Origin of the sequence: Pacificispira sp. (assembly GCF_965228185.1) — a bacterium.
Taxonomy (GTDB): domain Bacteria; phylum Pseudomonadota; class Alphaproteobacteria; order UBA8366; family Aestuariispiraceae; genus Pacificispira.
The window spans coordinates 103,388-122,931 of the sequence record NZ_CBDDHE010000005.1 but is presented as its reverse complement, the minus strand read 5'-3'; the positions used below and the strand labels follow the sequence as shown (position 1 = coordinate 122,931).

Here is a 19,544-nt window from a genome sequence, read left to right as displayed (position 1 = left end):
GACACTGAACGATGCCGTTGCAGCGGCGTTGAGCCGACAGCAGCAGCAGCCGCAACCGGCCCAAACCCGCGTTTCGTCTCCGGGATTGACCGATTCCGAACTGGCCGTGGTGCGTGATCAGATCGTGCGCTGCTGGAACCCGCCGGTCGGCGCGGCCAATGTCCAGGACATGCAGGCCGTGGTCGAAATTGTCATGAACCCCGACAAGACGGTGGGGACGGCCAACGTCACAGAATTGTCGGAATCGGCTACTAAGCAGTTCGGGGAAAGCGTCGTGCGGGCGGTCTTGCGGTGTGACCCGCTGAAACTGCCGGATGGCAAATTTGGCGAATGGAATAAGATCATTCTGACATTCTCGCCTCGGGATATGGTGTTCTGAGCGTCGGCGGATGGCGGATGACGAAACGGAAATGCTTTCAAATCGGCCCTTGCCGGGCCAAGCGAGGATGGGAATGAAACGCGCCTTCGTGACCTCTTTGGCATTGATCCTGACCCTTGTCGCGGTCGGACTGCCGTCCGCCCCCGCCGGCGCGGAAGTCCGCATCGACATCACGCGCGGCAATATCGAACCCCTGCCGATCGCGATCCCGGAATTCTTCGGCCTCAATCAGCAGGAAGGGGAGTTGGGGCGACAGATCGCCGATGTGGTCCAGGCCAATCTGGTCAATTCAGGCCTGTTCCGCGCCATCGACCGCGCGGCCTTCAACCAGGATTCCAAGAGCCTGGCTGTCCGGCCGCGCTTCGACTCCTGGCGCAAGATCGATGCTCAGGCGCTGGTCAGCGGCAAGGTGACGGTTGAGGCCGACGGCCGGGTCACCGTCGAATTCCGGCTGTGGGACGTGTTCGCCGCCGAACACATGCTGGGCCGCCGCTATTCCGCGGACAGCGTCAATTGGCGGCGCGTCGCCCATGTCGTGTCCGACGCGATCTATAAGCGCATCACCGGCGAGGACGGCTATTTCGACAGCCAGATCGTCTATGTCGCCAAGAGCGGTCCGAAGGATAACCGGACCCATCGGCTGGCCATCATGGACCAGGACGGGGCCGGTCACCGGTTCCTGACGGATGGCAGCAGCCTGGTCGTGAAACCGCGCTTCTCGCCGGCGCGCAAGGAAATCGTCTATCTGGATTTCTACAACAACACGCCGCGTGTTTACCTGTTCAACCTGGAGACCGGGCGCCGGGAAGTGTTGGGCCCATTCAACGGCATGACCTTCTCGCCGCGCTTTTCGCCGGACGGGAACCGTGTCGTCCTGACCTATGAGGAACGCGGCAATTCCGAGATTTACGTGATGGATTTGCGTACGCGGCAGTCGACGCGCCTGACCAACGACCCGTCGATCGACACCTCGCCCAGTTTCTCGGCCGACGGACAGCGGATCGTGTTCGAATCAGACCGCGGCGGGTCTCAGCAGATCTATGTCATGAATGCCGACGGGACCAATCAGCACCGTATCAGTTTCGGGGAAGGGCGCTACGGCACGCCGGTCTGGTCGCCGCGCGGGGACCTGATCGCCTTCACCAAGATTCTGCAGGGCCAGTTCTATATCGGCGTCATGCGGCCGGACGGCACCGGCGAACGCTTGCTGGTCCAGGGCTACCACAATGAGGGCCCGACCTGGTCGCCCAATGGTCGTGTGCTGATGTACTATCGCGAGACGCGCGGCGACGACGCCACGACGTTTCTCTATTCCATCGACGTGACCGGGTACAATGAGCGACGCATCCCGACGCCGGGACTGGCCGCGGATCCGGCCTGGTCACCCCTCAACCGCTGACGTTAACCATCAAGGGATCGAACGGCACCTGGACACAATTGCTACAGATTAGGAAATATGCCGGGAATCCTACCGGATTCTATTGAAAACAGAATTCCGGCATGCTTATTATTGCGCCGCCGAAGGGTGAGGATGGTTCGCATGTTCACTCGACGTCGGCAGAACACGAGATGTACACGTCGCCCGACAATCGCGGCGACCGCGTAGGGGGTACCTCAATGCGCTTGAAAGTTATTGCCTTGCTGGCCGCCGCGACTCTGGTCGCCGCTTGCTCGACCAACGAGGAAGAAGCCGTCGCGACGAACGACACCGGCAGCACCCAGGCCGCTCAGCCGGCTCCGCCGCCGCCGCCGCCCGCCCCGTCGGGTCCGGCCGAAGGCTCCATTGAACAGTTCATGCAGGTCGCTGGCGACCGCGTCTTCTTCGCTTACGACAGTTCTGAACTGTCGGCCCAGGCGCAGAGCACGCTGGACGCGCAGGCTTCCTGGCTCGCGGCTTTCCCGGCCGTGACCATCACCGTCGAAGGTCACGCTGATGAGCGCGGCACCGACGACTACAACTTGGCTCTCAGCGCCCGTCGCGCCGCCGCCGCTCGCGATTACCTGATCGCTCGTGGCATTTCGGCCGGCCGGATCGAGACCCTGCCGTTGGGCGAAAGCCGCCCGGTGGCGACCGGTTCGAACGAAGCCTCCTGGGCTCAGAACCGTCGCTCCGTGACCGTGCTGACCGCCGGTTACAGCAGCTAACGGTTTCGCTTCTCAAAGCGCGTTAACGACAGTGGGGCGGCCGTCGCGAAATGATCCGACGGCCGCCCTATTGTTGCCACGAACATGGGTCAGCATCTGGACCATGACAGGTATGACAGTTCATCGGCGTAATCCCTCCCTTCGGACCGCGCTGGCCGCCTGCGCGATCGCGCTTACGGCATTTGGCGTTAACGCCCCGGCCCCGGCCGCGGCCCAGGACGTCTCCCGGGAAATCCAAAATCTGAAGCGAGATCTGGCCGATCTTCAACGCTATGTTTATCGCGGTCAGACCGGCCCCGCGCCGACCACGCTGGCGCCGTCGCAAGACAGTGCCAATCCCGGCGGCGAGGCCCTTTCCGGCGATGTCGCCGCGCGCCTGCAAGTCCGCATCCAGGAATTGGAGCGCCGTCTGCGCGATACGACCGGCAAGGTCGAAGAAGTCCAGTTCAAGATGCGCCAATTGGAGCAGCGCCTGGAAACGGCGATGCAGGATATCGAATACCGCCTGACCCGCCTGGAAGGCGGAAACCCAACGCCGCCCCGGCAGAGCGGATCGGGGATTCCGAATTCGGGGGCGGTGTCGAGTGGCGAGACCGGCGCGCAGCCGGTCATTCAAGTGCCGGGATCCGGCACGACGATCATTTCCTCTTCCGGGGCGGAAAACGCTTCGGGTGGGGCCTCCGTACCTCAGGGTGGCCTTCAGGGCGGGACGCTTGGGACGCTGATCGTGGACGCTCAGGGCAATGTGATCGGCGGACAGGCGAATCCTCAGGCGACGCAGGGGTCGACTCCTCTGGCGCCGGCTGGGTCCAACACCGGGGCCGCGCCCTCCATTCCGTCGACGGTTCAAAGCGCGGGGCCCGTCGAAGGCGGGGATATTGCTTCCGCCGGATCGAATGCAACGGCGTCGATGCCGACGGACCCGCAGGGGCTTTATGATTTCAGCCTCGGCCTGATGCGGCAGGGCGACTACGCCGAGGCCGAATCAGCGCTGCAGGTGTTCCTGGACAAGCATGCGGATCACGCTTTGGCCTCGTCGGCGCTCTATTGGCTCGGCGAAACCCACTATGTCCGCAACAACTACCGCGACGCGGCCTTCTCCTTCGTGGATGTCTATTCGCGGTTCCCGAAAAGCCCTAAGGCGCCGGACAGCCTTTTGAAACTGGGCATGTCGCTGCACGCGCTCGGCAACAAGGCCGAGGCCTGCTCCGCCCTCAGCACGTTGCAGACGGAATATCCCAATGCGCGCCGCGCGGTCCTGAAACTGGCCGAAGACCGGGGGGCGCAGTACGGCTGCTGACCCCGGGGGGCCCATGCATCCAGACAGCGCTCAATCCAGACCCATCGACGCGGCGGAGTTCGCCGCCGCCATGGCACCTTTTCGGGCCCAGACGGCGACCGGGGTCGCCGTGGCCTGTTCCGGCGGTCCTGACAGCCTCGCACTGGCCCTCCTGGCCCGCGATTGGGCGCGCGAGGCGGGGATTGTCTGCGTCGGTGTGACCGTAGACCATGGCTTGCGGCCCGAAGCCCCGTCCGAGGCCGATCGCACCGCCCGGCTTCTGAGCGAGAACGGCCTTCCCACAACAGCCCTGCATTACGACGGGCCGGTCCCGCGCCGCGACATTCAAGCCGCCGCCCGACAAATCCGCTACCGCCTGATCGCCGATTGGCTGGCGACCCAGCCGTTCAGCGCAGTTCTCCTGGCCCATCATCAAGACGATCAGGCTGAGACGGTTCTATTGAGGTTGGCTCGGGGCAGCGGGGTCGACGGCTTGTCCGCCATGGCACCCGTTTCCGGACGCGATGGCATGACCTTGCTGCGTCCTCTACTGGCCTTTCCGAAATCTCGGCTCGAAGTGACGGCGCGGCTGTCGGGCCTGCCGGTCGTGATTGACCCGTCCAACCGGAACGAAGCCTTCGCGAGGGTCCGGCTGCGTAATCTGAGCGATGTCCTCGCGGCGGAGGGAATGACGCCGAAGCGTCTGGCCGAGACGGCTGCCCGGATGGCCCGGGCCCGGGACGCGTTGGACGCGGCGCGGAACCGCTTCGTCGAAACCGAGGTTACGGCAGACGCAGCGGGTTTTCTGACTTTCGCGCCCGAGGCTTTCCAGAACCTGCCGGAAGAAGTCGCCCTGCGAGTCCTGTCTCAGGCTGTGCGTGTCCTGGGCGGCCGACCCTATCCGCCGCGCGAGGCCCATCTGATCGTCCTGCGGGAGGCCATCGCCGCAGGGACATTGGGCGGTGGGCGGACGCTCGCCGGGACAAAGGTCGCCGTATGGCGCGGGCGCATTCTGATTTGCCGGGAAGGGGCGGGTGTCGACCCGCCGGTTGCGGTGTATGGCGGGGCGGTCTGGGACAGCCGCTTTATCCTGCATGTGCCCGGCAATGGAGCGGTCGGGGCCGATCTCCAAATCGGTGCTCTGGGCCGCGAAGGCGTTACAGAAATCCGCCGATCCGGCGCGGAATGCATCGAAACATTACCCGGCCCGGTGCGTACGGGTATTCCGGCGCTGCGTCGCGACGGCCGCGTCGTCAGTGTCCCGCATATCGGATATCAGGTTGAAGGCGCGGTACCGGAGGGTGAGATTTCCTTCCGGGCGGTTTCCACGGCGTGGGGAGAGGACTTTCAAAGGCGCTTGCCCTTTTCAAACCCCGCCGCGCGACCTATGTAGTCCGCATCGGATCGCGTGTATCGCATACCGGAACGGCCGCAAAATTCCAGTATCTCCGCTGGACGCAGTGGGTCCGACCCGGTTAAATGCGCGACAGCGCAACGGATCGGCCGAGTTTTTGTCTATTTTGGGGCTCTCGGCGCCCCTGACGGAAGGATGACGTAGACCGTGAATTTCTTCGGAAAGAACCTGGCACTCTGGATTGTCATCATTTTACTGCTGTTGTTCCTGATCAATGCGTTCGACGGCAATCGCAGTCAGGTCCAATCCGAAGCGACGGCCTATTCGGAATTCCTGTCCCAGGTTGAATCCGGGCAGGTGAAAAGCGTCAAGATCGAAGGACGGCAGATCACCGGGACCTACACGTCCGGCGCGCCCTTCGTCACCTATGCGCCGGAAGACCCCAATCTGGTCCGCACCCTGACCGACCGGGGCGTGCGCGTCGAAGCCATTCCGCCGGATAACAGCATCTCGCTGGCCGCGATCCTATTGAACGCGCTGCCGATCCTGATCCTGATCGCCTTCTGGTTCTTCATCTTCCGTCAGATGCAGGGCGGCGGCGGCAAGGCCATGGGCTTCGGCAAGTCCAAGGCAAAGCTGCTGACCGAAAAGCACGGCCGGGTCCTGTTCGAAGACGTCGCCGGGATCGACGAGGCCAAGCAGGAATTGCAGGAAGTCGTCGAATTCCTGCGCGATCCGCAGAAATTCCAGCGTCTGGGCGGCAAAATTCCGAAGGGCGTGCTGCTGGTCGGTCCCCCGGGTACGGGTAAGACCCTGACCGCGCGCGCCGTTGCTGGCGAAGCAAACGTGCCCTTCTTCACGATTTCCGGCTCGGACTTCGTCGAAATGTTCGTCGGTGTCGGCGCCAGCCGTGTCCGTGACATGTTCGAACAGGGCAAGAAGAACGCGCCCTGCATCATCTTCATCGACGAAATCGATGCGGTGGGCCGTCATCGCGGCGCCGGTCTCGGCGGCGGCAATGACGAGCGCGAGCAGACCCTGAACCAGTTGCTTGTCGAAATGGACGGCTTCGAGGCGAATGAGGGCGTGATCCTGATCGCCGCGACCAACCGTCCGGACGTTCTGGACCCGGCGCTGCTGCGCCCCGGCCGCTTCGACCGTCAGGTCGTCGTGCCGAATCCGGACATTCTGGGCCGCGAGAAGATCCTGAAAGTCCATATGCGCAAAGTGCCGACCGCGCCGGATGTCGATTCGAAGGTCATTGCCCGTGGGACGCCTGGCTTCTCCGGCGCCGATCTGGCGAACCTTGTGAACGAGGCCGCGCTTCTGGCCGCCCGCCGGAACCGCAAGGTCGTTTCGATGCGCGAGCTGGAAGACGCCAAGGACAAGGTCCTGATGGGCTCCGAACGCCGCTCCATGGTGATGTCGGAGGAAGAGAAGAAGCTGACCGCCTATCACGAGGCGGGCCATGCCCTGGTCGGCATCCATGTCGCCGGCAACGATCCGCTGCATAAGGTGACCATCATCCCGCGCGGCCGTGCGCTGGGCGTGACGATGAACCTGCCGGAGCGTGACCGCCTGGGCTACAAGAAGATGGAGATGAACGCGAAGTTGGCCATGATGTATGGCGGCCGTGCGGCGGAAGACATCATCTTCGGCCCGGAGAACGTGACCACCGGCGCGTCCAACGACCTGCAACAGGCGACAAACCTGGCCCGCGCCATGGTCACCGAATTCGGCATGTCCGAGAAACTGGGCCGGCTGCGCTACAATTCGAACCAGGATGAAGTCTTCCTGGGCCATTCCGTGGCGCGCGAACAGAATATCTCCGAGAAGACGGCGGAAATCATCGATTCCGAAATCCGCCGGATTTGCGAGGAAGCCGAGACGCGGTGCTATTCCGTCCTGCGTGAGCATGAGGACGAGCTGCACACGCTGGCCAACGCGCTTCTGGAATACGAAACGCTGTCCGGCGACGAAGTGCGCCGTTTGCTGAACGGGGAGTCGATCCACCGTCCGGAAGACGACGAACCGTCGGCAAAGACCGGACATCGCGCCTCCGTGCCGACGACTGGCAAACCGGCCGAACCGCCCCCGGGCGCCGAGCCGGACCCGGCGGAGTGATCCGGGATTTCATGGTGTCATGCGATCGGGCCCTGATGGGCCCGATTTGCATAGGGCATGGGCCTCGGTCGCAGATTTCTTCGGTTGGATAAACATGGCTTTGGACCGCCTATTGGAGACCTGTTCCGGAAGGCACCGGACGACCGGAAATGTGAAATGCTGACGATCCTGACCAATAAGCCGGATCGGGTGAGCGTCGACTGCAAGGTCGCAACGACAGCGGATGATCTGTCCGGCGGCGACACGTTGATCGCGTGCTGCACGGGGGTCATTGTCAGTCCAGAAATCCTGGCCCGGTATCGTCAGGCCTATAACATTCATCCTGCCCCGAACACCTATCCCGGGCGCGATCCTCACCATTGGGCATTCTATGACGGCGTTAAGAGTTACGGCGTGACGCTGCACCGCATGACGGAGAAGGTCGATGCGGGTGAAATCATCAAGGTGATTGAATTTCCTATTACTCAGAATACGCCCGGCGAGCTTCGTGTAGAAGCGGATCGGAGAGCGTTCGATCTGCTGAATGCGACGGCGAGAGAAATCCTGTCGGGGCAGACACCGAAGTCGGAAAGCCGTGTCGAATGGCGCGGACCAAAGAGAAGCAGGCGTGATCTGATCGCAATGTGCGATTTCTCGAACCTGCGGCCGGAAGAAGTCGACCGCAGGAAGGCCGCCTTTCAAGGCTTTGAACCGCATTTCAAGGAAGTGTGAACCAAGACACAGGCCAGGCCTTGGGTGGCATACTGTGCGCGACGGCATCGGGACCTATTGTTAGCAGAGTAATTCAAACTGAACCTGGGTGAGGCCCATATGCCTCGGTCCGTGCCGAGTGACGACCGGTTCTATACCGATCTGCCGCCTTTCGAAGAGTTCGATCGGGTCGCGGATCCTGAGGCATTCGTGCCGGTGCCGGACGATTGGTATGTTGTGCTGGCGGATATTCGCGGCTCAACCCAGGCGATCGCCGAGGGCCGCTACAAAGACGTCAACATGTTGGGGGCGGCCTGTATCACTGCTGCCTGTAACGCGGCCTCGGAGGCGGCACCGGAACTGGACATCGCCTATATCTTTGGCGGGGACGGGGCGAGCCTCTTTATTCCTGCGTCCCTATTGGTACCGATCCGAACCGCCTTGCTGGGCGCGGCGGTACTGGCGCGGCGGGAGTTCGGATTCGAACTGCGAATCGGCGCCGTGGCGGTGCGCGATCTTCGGGATGACGGGTTCGATGTGACCCTTGGAAAGTTGCGGCTTTCGCCGGGCAACGAACTCGCGACGGCGGGCGGCGGCGGCGTCTTGGAAGCGGAGCGCCGGATCAAAGCAGAGCCGGAGACCGGCGGGCGCTATCGCATCGCGACGCTGGAGAGTGCTGAAGAACCGGACATGACCGGGCTATCCTGTCGTTGGGAGCCGCTGAAGGCACGACTGGGCGTCATGCTGTGCATGATTGTGCTGGCCCTGCCGGAGGAGACTTCTGCCCGTCGAGTGGTCTATGACGGTGTACTACAGGGCGTGGAACGTATTCTGGGCGGCGATTTGACGGCCGCCAGCCCGGTTACCGCCGATACCATGCGGTTTCGCTGGATCCCGAACGGCCTGCGGATGGAGGCCCGCCTGACCCGCGGCGTACGGTCGACCTGGCGGCGATATCTGTGGCTGGTGGTTGAGAGCTTCATCCAGTTCCTGTTGGAGAAATTCGATCGGGCTGCCGGCGGGTACGATGCCCCCTCCTATCGCCGGGAATTGCGGGCCAATTCGGATTACCGGCGGTTTGACGATGTCCTGCGCCTGACCTTGGACTGTACCGAAGCGCAGGCGGATGCCATTGAGGGGTTGCTGCGCGAGTTGCATGGCCTGGGCAAAGTTGTCTATGGCACGCACCGCGCGGATCATGCCTTAATGACCTGCTTGGTCTTCAATCTGGACCAGGGTGAGCATGTGCATTTCGTCGACGGCGGAAATGGCGGATTTGCCGCTGCCAGCCTGCCGTTCAAGGAACAGCTTCGAAGCGCAAGGTGAAGGTTCAGAATGCTGACAGTCTATGGCCGCCGTTCCGCGTTCAATGTTCAGAAAGTCCTATGGCTGGTTGGGGAATTGGGCCTGGAGCACCGCCATATCGAAAAGGGCGGGTCCCATGGCGGGTTGGACGATCCGGAATTCCGCCGCATGAACCCGCATGGCAAGGTGCCGGTCATCCTGCATGACGGTGCGGCGATCTGGGAATCCCACACGATCCTGCGTTATCTGGGCGCGACCTTCGGTGCGCCGGATTACTGGCCGGCCAAACCGGCGGAGCGCGCACGTATCGAGCAATGGATGGATTGGGGGCAGACGGTGCTGCAGCCCGATTTCCTGAACGGCGTCTTCTGGAATGGATTCCGCGTCCCGGAAGAAAAGCAGGACAAGGCCGCGGTCCGCGCCAAGATCCAACGCTGCGCCGCCCATATGACCCTGCTGGAGCGCGAGATCGGCGACCGGTTCTTCCTGCTGGGCGATAAGCTGACGCTGGCCGACATCGTTATCGGCACCCATCTCTACCGCTATTTCGAAATGGATATCGAGCGGCCGTCCGTTCCCGGGGTCGAGGCGATGTATGCCCGTCTGACCGCACGGCCCGCCTATCGCGCGGCAGTCATGTTGCCCTTCGAAGACATGCGGGGACGGGTCGAATACTAAACCGGCCGCTCTAAACCGGCCGCGCGACCGCCAGGATCGACAGTCCGGCCGGGAACGGGATGCGGGCGGCCAGCGGTGCTTCCAAGGCGAAGACGGCGTTCAGCACGGCATTGGCGGGACCGGTCGCGCCGCGCGCCGCGTCGTCGCCTTTCAGGAAGGGCGTGTATCGCTGCGCAAGACGCACCAGGACGGCGGGCGGCAGCAGCAGCAGATTGAAATGGCCCATGAAACAGATATCGAAACCCGCGCCGCGCAGCTCGGCCCGCAATGTGGACCGTGTGTAGCGCCGCAGATGATGATGCCGCCGGTCGTGGTCGCCATACATCCACGGATAGGCGGGAACGGTAAGCAGCAGACGGCCGTTGCGCACGATACGGCCATGGATCGCCGCCAGGGCGCCGGGCGCATCGTCGATATGCTCCAGCACGTCCAACATCGCGATCAGGTCATAGGCGGGCGCCAAATCCTCCGGCAGGTGATCGGGTAATGCACCCTGCAGGACGGTCGCACATCCCTTCTCGCGCGATTTGCCCGCTGCCCACGCATCCGGTTCGACGGCATCGACACGCCCGAACCGTGAGAGCATCTCTAGATTGCCGCCGACGCCGCAGCCGAGTTCCAGGATGCGGCAGTCGGGATTGAAATCGCCCAAGAGCCGCCGAAGAGCGGCCGTCACGATGCGTCGCCGTCCCTTGAACCACCAATGGCTTTCTTCGACCGCCGCCATGTGGCGATAGGTTTCAGGCTCCATGACCGCCTTGGTTCGGCGAACGGCCGATCGATATCGCGTGATTATAGGGCAGGTTCAGCAAGTCATCGCGGATGACGATTTCGACCGATTGGAAGACCGGTGACAGCAGGGCCCTGTATTCATCCGGCCGCCGGACATGGCATCCGCGATCCAACTCGGCGAGGTGGCGGGCGATGGGGTGCTGCCCGTCGACGAAGACCGGGTCCAGCATCGCCAGGCGTCCGCCCGGCTTAAGCAGGCTGGCGGCCGTTCTGATCATATCCAGCGAGACGGTATCGTCGAGGTGATGCAGCAGCCCGGCGCCGACAACGACGTCGAACCTGCCGGTTTCGATTGCCGCCAGATCGGCGACATCGGCCGCCATCCAATCGGATGCGGGTGGGTACCGTTCGGACGCTGTGGCGATGTAGTCCGGGTTCCGGTCAATGCCCAGGTAGTCCGCCTGCCGAACGTAGCGGCGCAGCGCACCGGTCCCGCAACCGAGGTCCAGAATGCGTTCCCCTGCCAACGGCTTGGCATGATCCTCGATCAGGGCGCGGCGCCACTTCTCCGCCCCCAGAACCGCCTGCAGGGTGTCATACACCCCGGCCCGGGACAGCAGGTGCCAAAGTCCGTGACGGCGTTCCGCGCTCATGCGGCGCTCTCCGATTGTTTTGCAGGGCGGGTCAGGGTCCAGACGCCAATGGCGATCAGGAAGGGGCTTAACATGATGACATAACGCAAGACCAGAAACAGCGCGCAGTAATAGGCGATGACCGCTGCGCAGGTGATCCATAGCGCCGCCGAAAGAACCGCCCGCCGATCCAGCGTGCCCTGTCGCCAGGCCAGGGCAAAACGTATGGGTGTACCAAGTGCCGCGGCAGCAAAAATCACGATGGAAACCAGCATGCCCAAGGCATAGAGGATCGCATAGGGAATGGCCGCGACGCCGCCTTCGCCGCGTTTAAGAATGGCGGAAAATCCTGGCAAGGCCCTTTCCCCGAGGACCAGTCGATGCGCCTCGTGCAGACCGAAGGCCGGGTTTACCAAACCTATGGCGAACTTGTCGTCGAAATTTGAAACCCACATCCTTGCGAAGGCAGCGGGGAAGGCGATGACCGTGTCCAGATAGAGCCGAACGTTGGCGTTGGCGATCTGATTGGGGGTCAGTCCGTGCTCGGTGGAAAGGGCGCGATCGACATCATAGATTTGTTCATAGCTCAGATCAGGCGCGTGTTCGCGGATCGTGCGGCACAACAGATCGTCGCCGACAAAGGGGGAGGCGCCCAACTCCGCCATACGGATCACCGGCTGCACCATGGCGATCTGACCGCCTGTGGTGAAGAACCGCTCGCCGGTCCGATATTCGTTCCATAGGCTGACGGCGCCGTAGGCTAGGAAGCCCGGCAGATAGACAAGAAGCAGCGACACCGCCCGCAGATCGCGTCTTTGCCCGGGCTGGCAAGTCGCCAACAAGACCACTGGCAGTGTGAGCAACAGGAGATGCAGTCCGTTGCCGCGCGCCATCACCACATAGACGGCCATCAGGCCGAGCAGTAATGCCGCCGCGGGCTTCATCGGGCGCATGTCCAGCCAATGGATCGCCGTGATGGACAGAAGTGCGATCCAGGCGGCGATCAAGAATGCGTCCGGCAGGATCGACAATTCGTAGGCTACGGTCACCGATAGTCCGAACCCCAGTACCGAGAGAGCCGCTGCCGCCGGTCCCACCAGACGGCGCGCCGCACCGAACAGTGGCAGGCAGGCCAGAACGGTCGCGGCGCATTGCAGAATTTGGACAGCCAACGCGAAACCTAGTTGGCCGAACAGAATCTGTAGCCCGGCCAGGATCAAGGGGTAACCTGGCGCCCGGAACGCGGTCCCCGGCAGCGGGGACCCGTCATAGGCCTGGTGCAGCCACTCGGTCCCGGTCAGGATCGTCTCGGCGTAGGCCAGATAGCCGAACCGGTCGGGAAACCCGGTCGCCGGGTAGAACGCCACCGCGACGATCCGCACGGCGATGATGCCGCCGATTGCAATCCAGAACCACGAAGTCGCGCTTAAACGGGGAAGACTAGGCATCTGACGACCTGTTCTCCGCATTGCCGCTGCGATGAACCCGCCGCAAAACGTATAGCGGCCTTCCTTTGACCTCGGCATAGATGCGGCCGACATACTCGCCCAGCAGGCCCAGTGACAGAAGCTGGAGTCCGCCTAGGAACAGGACAATCACCAGCAGCGAGGCATAACCCGGCACGTCTATGCCCGCGAACAGGGTGAACAGAACAATGAAGGCGGCGTAAAGAAAGGAGATCGCCGCCACCGCCGCCCCGATATAGGACCAGAACCGCAAGGGCAGGCTGGAGAAGGAGGTGATACCCTCCAGCGCGAAGTTCCAGAGCTTCCAGTAGTTCCATTTCGTATCCCCGGCGGCGCGCGGGGCGCGTTCGAAGTCGACGATGGCGGTCTTGAACCCGACCCAGGCGAAAAGCCCCTTCATGAAGCGCCGCCGTTCCGGCAGCCGCGTCAGTACATCCACGACGCATCGGTCCATCAGGCGGAAGTCGCCGACATTGTTCGGGATCGGATGCTCCGCCAGGACATTATGCGTGCGATAGAAGGCCCAGGCGGTGAACCGTTTCAGCGCCCCTTCGGCGCGGCGGTCCGTGCGTCGGGCCAGCACGACATCGAAACCGTCGCGCCATTTGGCGACCAGATCGGGGATCAGCTCCGGCGGGTCCTGCAAATCGGCGTCGAACGGGATGACGGCCTGTCCGCGGGCAATATCCAACCCGGCGCTGAGCGCGGATTCCTTACCGAAATTCCGGGACAGTTCGGCGATCACCAGTTGCGGGATGCGATCCTGGATCTTTGCAAGGGCCGTCAGGGTTCCGTCGCGACTGCCATCGTCGACACAGACGATCTCGTACGGCTCGCCAATACCGTCCAACACCGGGCACAGCCGGTCGAACAGGATGTCCAGCCCGTCCTCTTCATTGAACATGGGTATGACGAGCGACAGGACCGGCGGGTCCTTCGCCTCGTTGATCTCTTCCGGCATGCCGGCCCCCCGTTGCCTTACCGCGTGAGGCGCAGAATGGCCCGCATTCCCCCGGTCGGGCAAGCGTTCAAACCTTGCTTATGCCGGGACTCCCCCGCATAGATAGGGTGAAATTGCGGTATGGAGTTTGGCATGTCTCGCCGGTATTTCGGGACGGACGGCATTCGCGGCACGGCGAACAGCGCGCCGATCGAGGTGGATACGGTACTGCGCCTGGCCTTGGCCGCCGGTGCGCATTTTCGACGTGGCGGGCACCGTCACCGCGTCGTTATCGGCAAGGATACGCGCCTGTCCGGCTATATGCTGGAAAACGCGCTGACAGCCGGATTCAGCGCGATGGGCATGGATGTCATGCTGCTGGGGCCGCTGCCGACTCCTGCGGTTGCCATGCTGACGCGGTCGATGCGTGCCGATGTCGGCGTCATGATCTCTGCGTCGCACAACCCCTATCGCGACAACGGGATAAAGCTGTTCGGGCCGGACGGGTACAAGCTGTCCGATGAGACCGAAACCGAGATCGAGCGCCTGATGGACGAGGGCGTCGGCGACCGTGCCGCGCCCGAAGATATCGGCCGCGCCACCCGGATCGATGATGCCGCCGGCCGCTATATCGAAGCGGTGAAGCGCACCTTCCCGGAAGATCTGAGCCTGGAAGGCCTGAAGGTCGTCGTCGATTGCGCCCATGGCGCCGCCTATAAGGTCGCCCCGATCGTGCTGCGCGAATTGGGCGCGACGGTCGTTCCGATCGCCGTCAGCCCGAACGGAAAGAACATCAACGCCCATTGCGGCGCGACCTCGCCGACTGCGATGTGCGAATCCGTCATGGCCCATGGCGCCGATATTGGCCTGGCCCTGGACGGCGACGCTGACCGCCTGATCGTTTGCGACGAGAATGGCCGTGTCGTGGACGGTGACCAGTTGATGGCACTGATCGCCGATTCCTGGTCGGCGGCAGGTCTGCTGCGCGGCGATGTCGTGGCGACGGTGATGTCCAATCTGGGGTTCGAGCGATTTCTGGCCGGGCGCAATATCGGACTGGTCCGCACCAAGGTCGGTGACCGCTATGTCGTCGATGCCATGCGTAGCCGCGCCTGCAATCTGGGCGGTGAGCAATCCGGCCATATCGTGCTGAGCGACTATGCGACGACCGGCGATGGGTTGATTGCCGCCTTGCAGGTTCTGGCCGTTGCCGCCCGACAGGGCAAGGCGATGAGCGCGTTGAGTCGGGTGTTCTCACCGGTTCCGCAGAAGCTGCACAATGTGCGCTATTCCGGCGGCAAACCCTTGGACGCCGCACCTGTAAAGCGCGCGATCGAGGAAGCGGAGACGACGCTGAACGGCAGCGGCCGTTTGGTGATCCGCCCGTCGGGTACCGAACCCGTCATTCGCGTGATGGCGGAAGCCGACGATCCGGCGCTGATCGATCAAGTCATCGCCCGGATCGCCGCAGCGATCGAGGCTGCGGCCTAGTCCCGTTGGGCTACCCGGTTGTTGCGCTGACGGCGGGACGCCGTTTCAGGCGCCAGATCGCGTGTGCGGTCAGCGCCCCCAGCACGATCAATCCGCCGATTACCGCATAGGGTCCGGGCACCTCGCCGATCACGGCCCATACCCAGATGGGGCCGATGATCGTTTCCAGCAGCATCAGAAGGCTAACCTCTGCCGCGGGCAGGCGACGCGGGCCCAGCGCGATCAATCCGAAACACACCGGCAGAAGGACCACGCCGAGGAGCCCGATCAGGAGCGCCTGGTCTTGATCGACCGCCAGAGGCGCGGCGAAGGGCAGGGCGATCAGAGCGGCGAAATAGCCGCCCACCGCGGTCGCGGGCACCATGTTGACTTCCTTGCGGCGCCGGATCAGCACGAAACTGGACGCCAGCATCAGCGCCGCGAACAGCGCCATCGCGTCGCCGCGAAGGCTGGCCCGCCCCGCGCCGGCGTCCAGGCCTTCGAACATGACGACGCCGATTCCGGCGAAGCCAATGACGATGGCAGCCCAGGTTTGCGGCGGCGTCCGTTCCTTCAGGATCAGGCGTGACAGCAGGGCCGCGAAGAAAGGGGAAGCCGCCAGGATCACCAAGGTGTTGGCGGTGCTGGTATGATGCAGCGCGCCCATGAAGCCGAATGTGGTGCCCGTATAGCACAGCGCGACGCCGATTCCGGCCGTTCCCCCGACCTTCAAGCTGTCGCGGATCATCGACGGGCCGAAGCGAAGGGTCAGGAAACACAGGAAGGTCGTGGGGACCAGTACACCGCGCCAGAAGACCATCGTCCAGGCATCGGCATCGATCAGCCGGACGATCAAGGCGTCCGGGGTGATCAGCAAGACGCCCAGCAGCGTCATCGCGAAGCCGTTACGATACTGGCTCGCCTGATACGCGGCTGATTCCTGATACTCCGCCTGCACTAAGACCTCCCTAAATCGCGAAATGGTCATGCGATTTTTCTATCTATCCTGGAACAAGCAGCTAAATCCAGCCGGAATGGCGAAATAAACTAAAGTGATATAAAAATACGCAGTTTGTGCGATAGCGAAATTATGTGATTAAAAATTAACCTAAACGGCATGATTCTGAACCCAGATTGGCGAGTGTTGTTCAGGCAATCATCCCAAAAAATGTCGTTTAATCAATGTAATAGGTCGCGGATTACGAAATTGTGTCAATGGTGGCATGGAACTTGCGCTGCAATGCTGCGCTGCGGCATCGCAGTTGCAACATTGGCTCGGCAAGGGCCGAATTTCGAACAGGGGACAGCGATGAAATCAATGAAACTCATGGGGGCCGCCATTGCCGGTCTCGTCGGGTATACGGGCGTTATGGGGACGTCCCTTGCCCAGGACACGATCAAGGTCGGAGTTCTTCATTCGCTCTCGGGGACGATGGCCATTTCCGAAACCACGCTGAAAGACGCCATGCTGATGCTCATCGAAGAGCAGAACAAAAAGGGCGGCATTCTGGGTAAGCAGTTGGAAGCCGTGGTGGTCGACCCGGCGTCGGACTGGCCGCTTTTCGCGGAAAAGGCGCGCGAGTTGATCGAGGTATCCAAGGTCGATGTGGTCTTCGGCTGCTGGACGTCGGTGAGCCGCAAATCGGTTCTGCCGGTCTTCGAGGAACTGAACTCGCTGCTGTTCTATCCGGTGCAGTACGAGGGCGAGGAAAGCCAGCGCAACGTGTTCTACACCGGCGCCGCGCCGAACCAGCAGGCCATTCCGGCCGTCGATTACCTGGCCGAGGTCGAAGGCGTCGAACGCTGGGTCCTGGCCGGCACCGACTATGTCTATCCGCGTACGACCAACAAGATCCTTGAGACCTATCTGAAGGACAGCGGCGTCGCCGAAGAAGACATCATGATCAACTACACGCCGTTCGGTCACTCCGACTGGCAGACCATCGTCGCCGATATCAAGGCGTTCGGGTCGGCCGGCAAGAAGACCGCCGTCGTCTCGACGATCAACGGCGACGCCAACGTGCCGTTCTACAAGGAACTGGCCAACCAGGGCATCGCCGCGTCCGATATTCCGGTCGTCGCCTTCTCGGTCGGTGAAGAGGAACTGGCGGGTATCGATACCGGCCCGCTGGTCGGACACCTGGCCGCGTGGAACTACTTCATGTCCGTCGACACCCCGGAGAACGCCGAGTTCATCAAGGCGTGGCACGCCTTCATCGGTGACGAGGGCCGTGTGACCAATGACCCGATGGAAGCCCATTACATCGGCTTCAACATGTGGGTTAAGGCGGTCGAGAAGGCCGGGACGACGGCGCCGGATGCGGTCATCGACTCCATCGTCGGCGTGGCGGTTCCGAACCTGACGGGCGGCTATTCCGCGATGATGCCGAACCACCACATCACCAAGCCGGTTCTGATCGGTGAAATTCAGGATGACGGTCAGTTCGCGACGGTCTTCGAGACGCCCGGTCTGGTCGTCGGCGATGCCTGGTCCGACTATCTGCCGGACTCCAAGGACCTGATCTCCGATTGGCGAGCGCCGATGAGCTGCGGCAACTTCAATACCGCTTCGGGCACCTGCGGCGGCATGCAGGGGCAGTAACCCGGACGGCGGTCGGGCATGGGTGGCTAGGCCCATGCCCGCTGCCGCCTTCGGATGAGTTAACCAGCCAATTCCGATCAACATCGTAACGGTGCGACCGCGCGGCGGAGGAAGACATGGCGTCTGCCTTGCGACTGATGCTTTTCGCCGGGCTGTGGCTCGGGCTGACTTTTGGGGGGGCTCATATCGGCTTCGCCCAGACCAACCCGCAGCTCACCCCGCTGCTTGAAAAACTCGATACCCGCAATTTCAAACAGAAGGCCGATGCGGTGACGGCCATCGCGGCCATCGACGACCCGATGGTCGTCCCGCTGCTCAAGACGCTGGGCGCGGGCGATCTCTACCGGCGCAAATCCGACGGCACCTATTTTCGCGCTATCCGAAAAGGCAGCGCCTTCGCGCTCCACGATCTGGTGTCGGGCGACGAGGTGGAAACCCTGTCCAAGAGCGCCGTCGAGCGGATCATCGTGAACAATTCCATGCGCGGCCAGATCGACGCGCTCCTGGGCTCGCTGACCCTCCGGTCGGCCGATCCCAAACAGCGGCTCAGCGCCGCCCAATCCCTACTGAAGGAACGCGATCCGTCCGGCCTGAGCGCCCTGGAAGCCGCGATCGAAGCAGAGGAGCAGGATCACATCCGCGACGTCATGATCGCGGCCCGCTCCGCCATCGTTCTTTATGACACTTCCGCAGCCCAGGCGGACCGTCTGGCGGCCGTTGCGGCGCTGAAGGCGCGCGGCGGACGCAGTATGATGTCGCTTCTATCCGGCGCGGCGGGCGACCAGGACCCGGAAGTCGCGGATGCGGCCACAGCGGCGGCGGCGGCCATCGACAAGGAACTGCAGTTTTGGGCACTGGGCCAGAATGTCTTGTACGGCCTGTCGCTCGGCTCCGTTCTGCTGCTGGCGGCAATCGGGCTGGCAATCACCTTCGGCGTCATGGGTGTCATCAACATGGCGCATGGCGAACTGGTCATGCTGGGCGCCTATACGACCTTCGTGGTGCAGGACGCGATCCGCAGTTCGGCGCCGCATCTCTTCGACTATTCGCTTTTGATCGCGGCACCCTTGGCCTTCTCCATCGTCGGACTGGTCGGGATCGCCATCGAACGCGGCGTGGTGCGTTTCCTCTATGGCCGGCCGCTGGAAACCCTACTGGCAACCTGGGGGATCAGCCTGCTGCTTCAGCAGACGGTCCGGTCGATCTTCGGGCCGACGAACAAGGAAGTCGGCAACCCGTCCTGGATGACCGGCGGGTTCGAACTGGGCTATCTGACCATCACCTATAACCGGATGTGGATCCTGGTCTTCGCCCTGGCGGTCTTCGCCGGCCTCCTTCTGCTGCTGAAGAAGACGGCCATCGGCCTGCAGATGCGCGCGGTGACGCAGAACCGGGCGATGGCTTCCGACATGGGTGTGCGCAGCGGCATGGTCGATGCGATGACCTTCGGCTTGGGAGCGGGGGTCGCCGGATTGGCCGGGGTCGCACTCAGCCAGATCGACAACGTCTCCCCCAATCTGGGGCAGGGCTACATCGTCGACAGTTTCATGGTCGTCGTCTTCGGCGGGGCCGGCAATCTGTGGGGCGCCCTGGCCGGGGCGTTTACACTGGGCATCGCGAACAAGTTCCTGGAGCCGTTCTCCGGCGCGGTGCTGGCCAAGGTCCTGGTGCTGGTCTTCATCATCCTGTTCATCCAGAAGCGGCCGCGGGGTCTGTTCCCGCTGAAGGGCCGGGCGGTGGAGTCCTGA

The 19,544-nt window shown here is 62.9% G+C and carries 17 protein-coding genes; 12 read left to right on the top strand and 5 right to left on the bottom strand.

Annotated elements, in window-relative coordinates; genetic code table 11:
* The 9 genes from ACO06O_RS10810 to ACO06O_RS10770 form a co-directional block, all read left to right on the top strand.
* Nucleotides 1-379, top strand: a 379-nt coding sequence (locus tag ACO06O_RS10810; RefSeq protein WP_421879419.1) for a TonB C-terminal domain-containing protein, incomplete at its 5' end; no start/stop codon positions are given.
* A 67-nt stretch (nt 380-446) separates the two neighbouring features.
* Nucleotides 447-1,778: a Tol-Pal system beta propeller repeat protein TolB gene (gene tolB / locus ACO06O_RS10805; RefSeq protein WP_421879416.1), complete on the top strand. Its 1,332-nt coding sequence runs from the start codon at nt 447-449 to the stop codon at nt 1,776-1,778.
* A 218-nt stretch (nt 1,779-1,996) separates the two neighbouring features.
* Nucleotides 1,997-2,524 (top strand): OmpA family protein, encoded by a 528-nt coding sequence (locus tag ACO06O_RS10800; protein ID WP_421879413.1) that lies wholly within the window; start codon nt 1,997-1,999, stop codon nt 2,522-2,524.
* Between the two features lie 112 nt (nt 2,525-2,636).
* Nucleotides 2,637-3,824: a tol-pal system protein YbgF gene (ybgF, locus tag ACO06O_RS10795; protein ID WP_421879409.1), complete on the top strand. Its 1,188-nt coding sequence runs from the start codon at nt 2,637-2,639 to the stop codon at nt 3,822-3,824.
* Nucleotides 3,825-3,837: 13 nt separating this feature from the next.
* Nucleotides 3,838-5,196: a tRNA lysidine(34) synthetase TilS gene (gene tilS / locus ACO06O_RS10790; protein ID WP_421879405.1), complete on the top strand. Its 1,359-nt coding sequence runs from the start codon at nt 3,838-3,840 to the stop codon at nt 5,194-5,196.
* 168 nt (nt 5,197-5,364) lie between these two features.
* The gene (gene ftsH / locus ACO06O_RS10785) at nt 5,365-7,281 is read left to right on the top strand and encodes an ATP-dependent zinc metalloprotease FtsH (protein ID WP_421879402.1); all 1,917 of its coding nucleotides are present in this window, start codon (nt 5,365-5,367) and stop codon (nt 7,279-7,281) included.
* Nucleotides 7,282-7,437: 156 nt separating this feature from the next.
* On the top strand, nt 7,438-7,992 hold the full coding sequence (locus ACO06O_RS10780; RefSeq protein ID WP_421879399.1) for a formyltransferase family protein: 555 nt from the start codon (nt 7,438-7,440) through the stop codon (nt 7,990-7,992).
* A 99-nt stretch (nt 7,993-8,091) separates the two neighbouring features.
* On the top strand, nt 8,092-9,297 hold the full coding sequence (locus ACO06O_RS10775) for a DUF3095 family protein (protein WP_421879396.1): 1,206 nt from the start codon (nt 8,092-8,094) through the stop codon (nt 9,295-9,297).
* Nucleotides 9,298-9,306: 9 nt separating this feature from the next.
* Nucleotides 9,307-9,954, top strand: a complete 648-nt coding sequence (locus ACO06O_RS10770; RefSeq protein WP_421879393.1) for a glutathione S-transferase family protein — start codon at nt 9,307-9,309, stop codon at nt 9,952-9,954.
* Nucleotides 9,955-9,964: 10 nt separating this feature from the next.
* Here ACO06O_RS10770 and ACO06O_RS10765 read toward each other — a convergent pair whose 3' ends face one another.
* From ACO06O_RS10765 to ACO06O_RS10750, 4 genes are read right to left on the bottom strand one after another with little or no spacing between them, the layout of a single operon-like run.
* Nucleotides 9,965-10,705 carry a class I SAM-dependent methyltransferase gene (locus ACO06O_RS10765; protein ID WP_421879390.1) on the bottom strand — a complete coding sequence of 247 codons (741 nt, stop codon included), beginning with the start codon at nt 10,703-10,705 and terminating at the stop codon, nt 9,965-9,967.
* Complete coding sequence (locus ACO06O_RS10760) at nt 10,695-11,339, bottom strand: class I SAM-dependent methyltransferase (protein ID WP_421879387.1); 645 nt, start codon at nt 11,337-11,339, stop codon at nt 10,695-10,697. The genes ACO06O_RS10765 and ACO06O_RS10760 overlap by 11 nt, the downstream gene beginning before the upstream one ends.
* Nucleotides 11,336-12,766: a hypothetical protein gene (locus ACO06O_RS10755; protein WP_421879383.1), complete on the bottom strand. Its 1,431-nt coding sequence runs from the start codon at nt 12,764-12,766 to the stop codon at nt 11,336-11,338. Before ACO06O_RS10755 ends, ACO06O_RS10760 begins: the two co-directional genes overlap by 4 nt.
* The gene (locus ACO06O_RS10750) at nt 12,759-13,745 is read right to left on the bottom strand and encodes a glycosyltransferase family 2 protein (RefSeq protein ID WP_421879380.1); all 987 of its coding nucleotides are present in this window, start codon (nt 13,743-13,745) and stop codon (nt 12,759-12,761) included. Before ACO06O_RS10750 ends, ACO06O_RS10755 begins: the two co-directional genes overlap by 8 nt.
* A gap of 132 nt (nt 13,746-13,877) precedes the next feature.
* On the opposite strand from ACO06O_RS10750, the gene glmM reads away from it, so the two are divergent.
* Nucleotides 13,878-15,215 (top strand): phosphoglucosamine mutase, encoded by a 1,338-nt coding sequence (gene glmM / locus ACO06O_RS10745; RefSeq protein ID WP_421879378.1) that lies wholly within the window; start codon nt 13,878-13,880, stop codon nt 15,213-15,215.
* Nucleotides 15,216-15,225: 10 nt separating this feature from the next.
* Here the strand turns inward: glmM and ACO06O_RS10740 are convergent, their stop codons facing one another.
* Nucleotides 15,226-16,152, bottom strand: coding sequence for a DMT family transporter (locus tag ACO06O_RS10740; protein WP_421879375.1), 927 nt, complete (start codon nt 16,150-16,152; stop codon nt 15,226-15,228).
* Between the two features lie 351 nt (nt 16,153-16,503).
* Here ACO06O_RS10740 and urtA point away from each other — a divergent pair, with 351 nt between their 5' ends.
* Nucleotides 16,504-17,796: an urea ABC transporter substrate-binding protein gene (gene urtA / locus ACO06O_RS10735; RefSeq protein WP_420416165.1), complete on the top strand. Its 1,293-nt coding sequence runs from the start codon at nt 16,504-16,506 to the stop codon at nt 17,794-17,796.
* Between the two features lie 116 nt (nt 17,797-17,912).
* Complete coding sequence (gene urtB, locus ACO06O_RS10730) at nt 17,913-19,544, top strand: urea ABC transporter permease subunit UrtB (RefSeq protein ID WP_421879371.1); 1,632 nt, start codon at nt 17,913-17,915, stop codon at nt 19,542-19,544.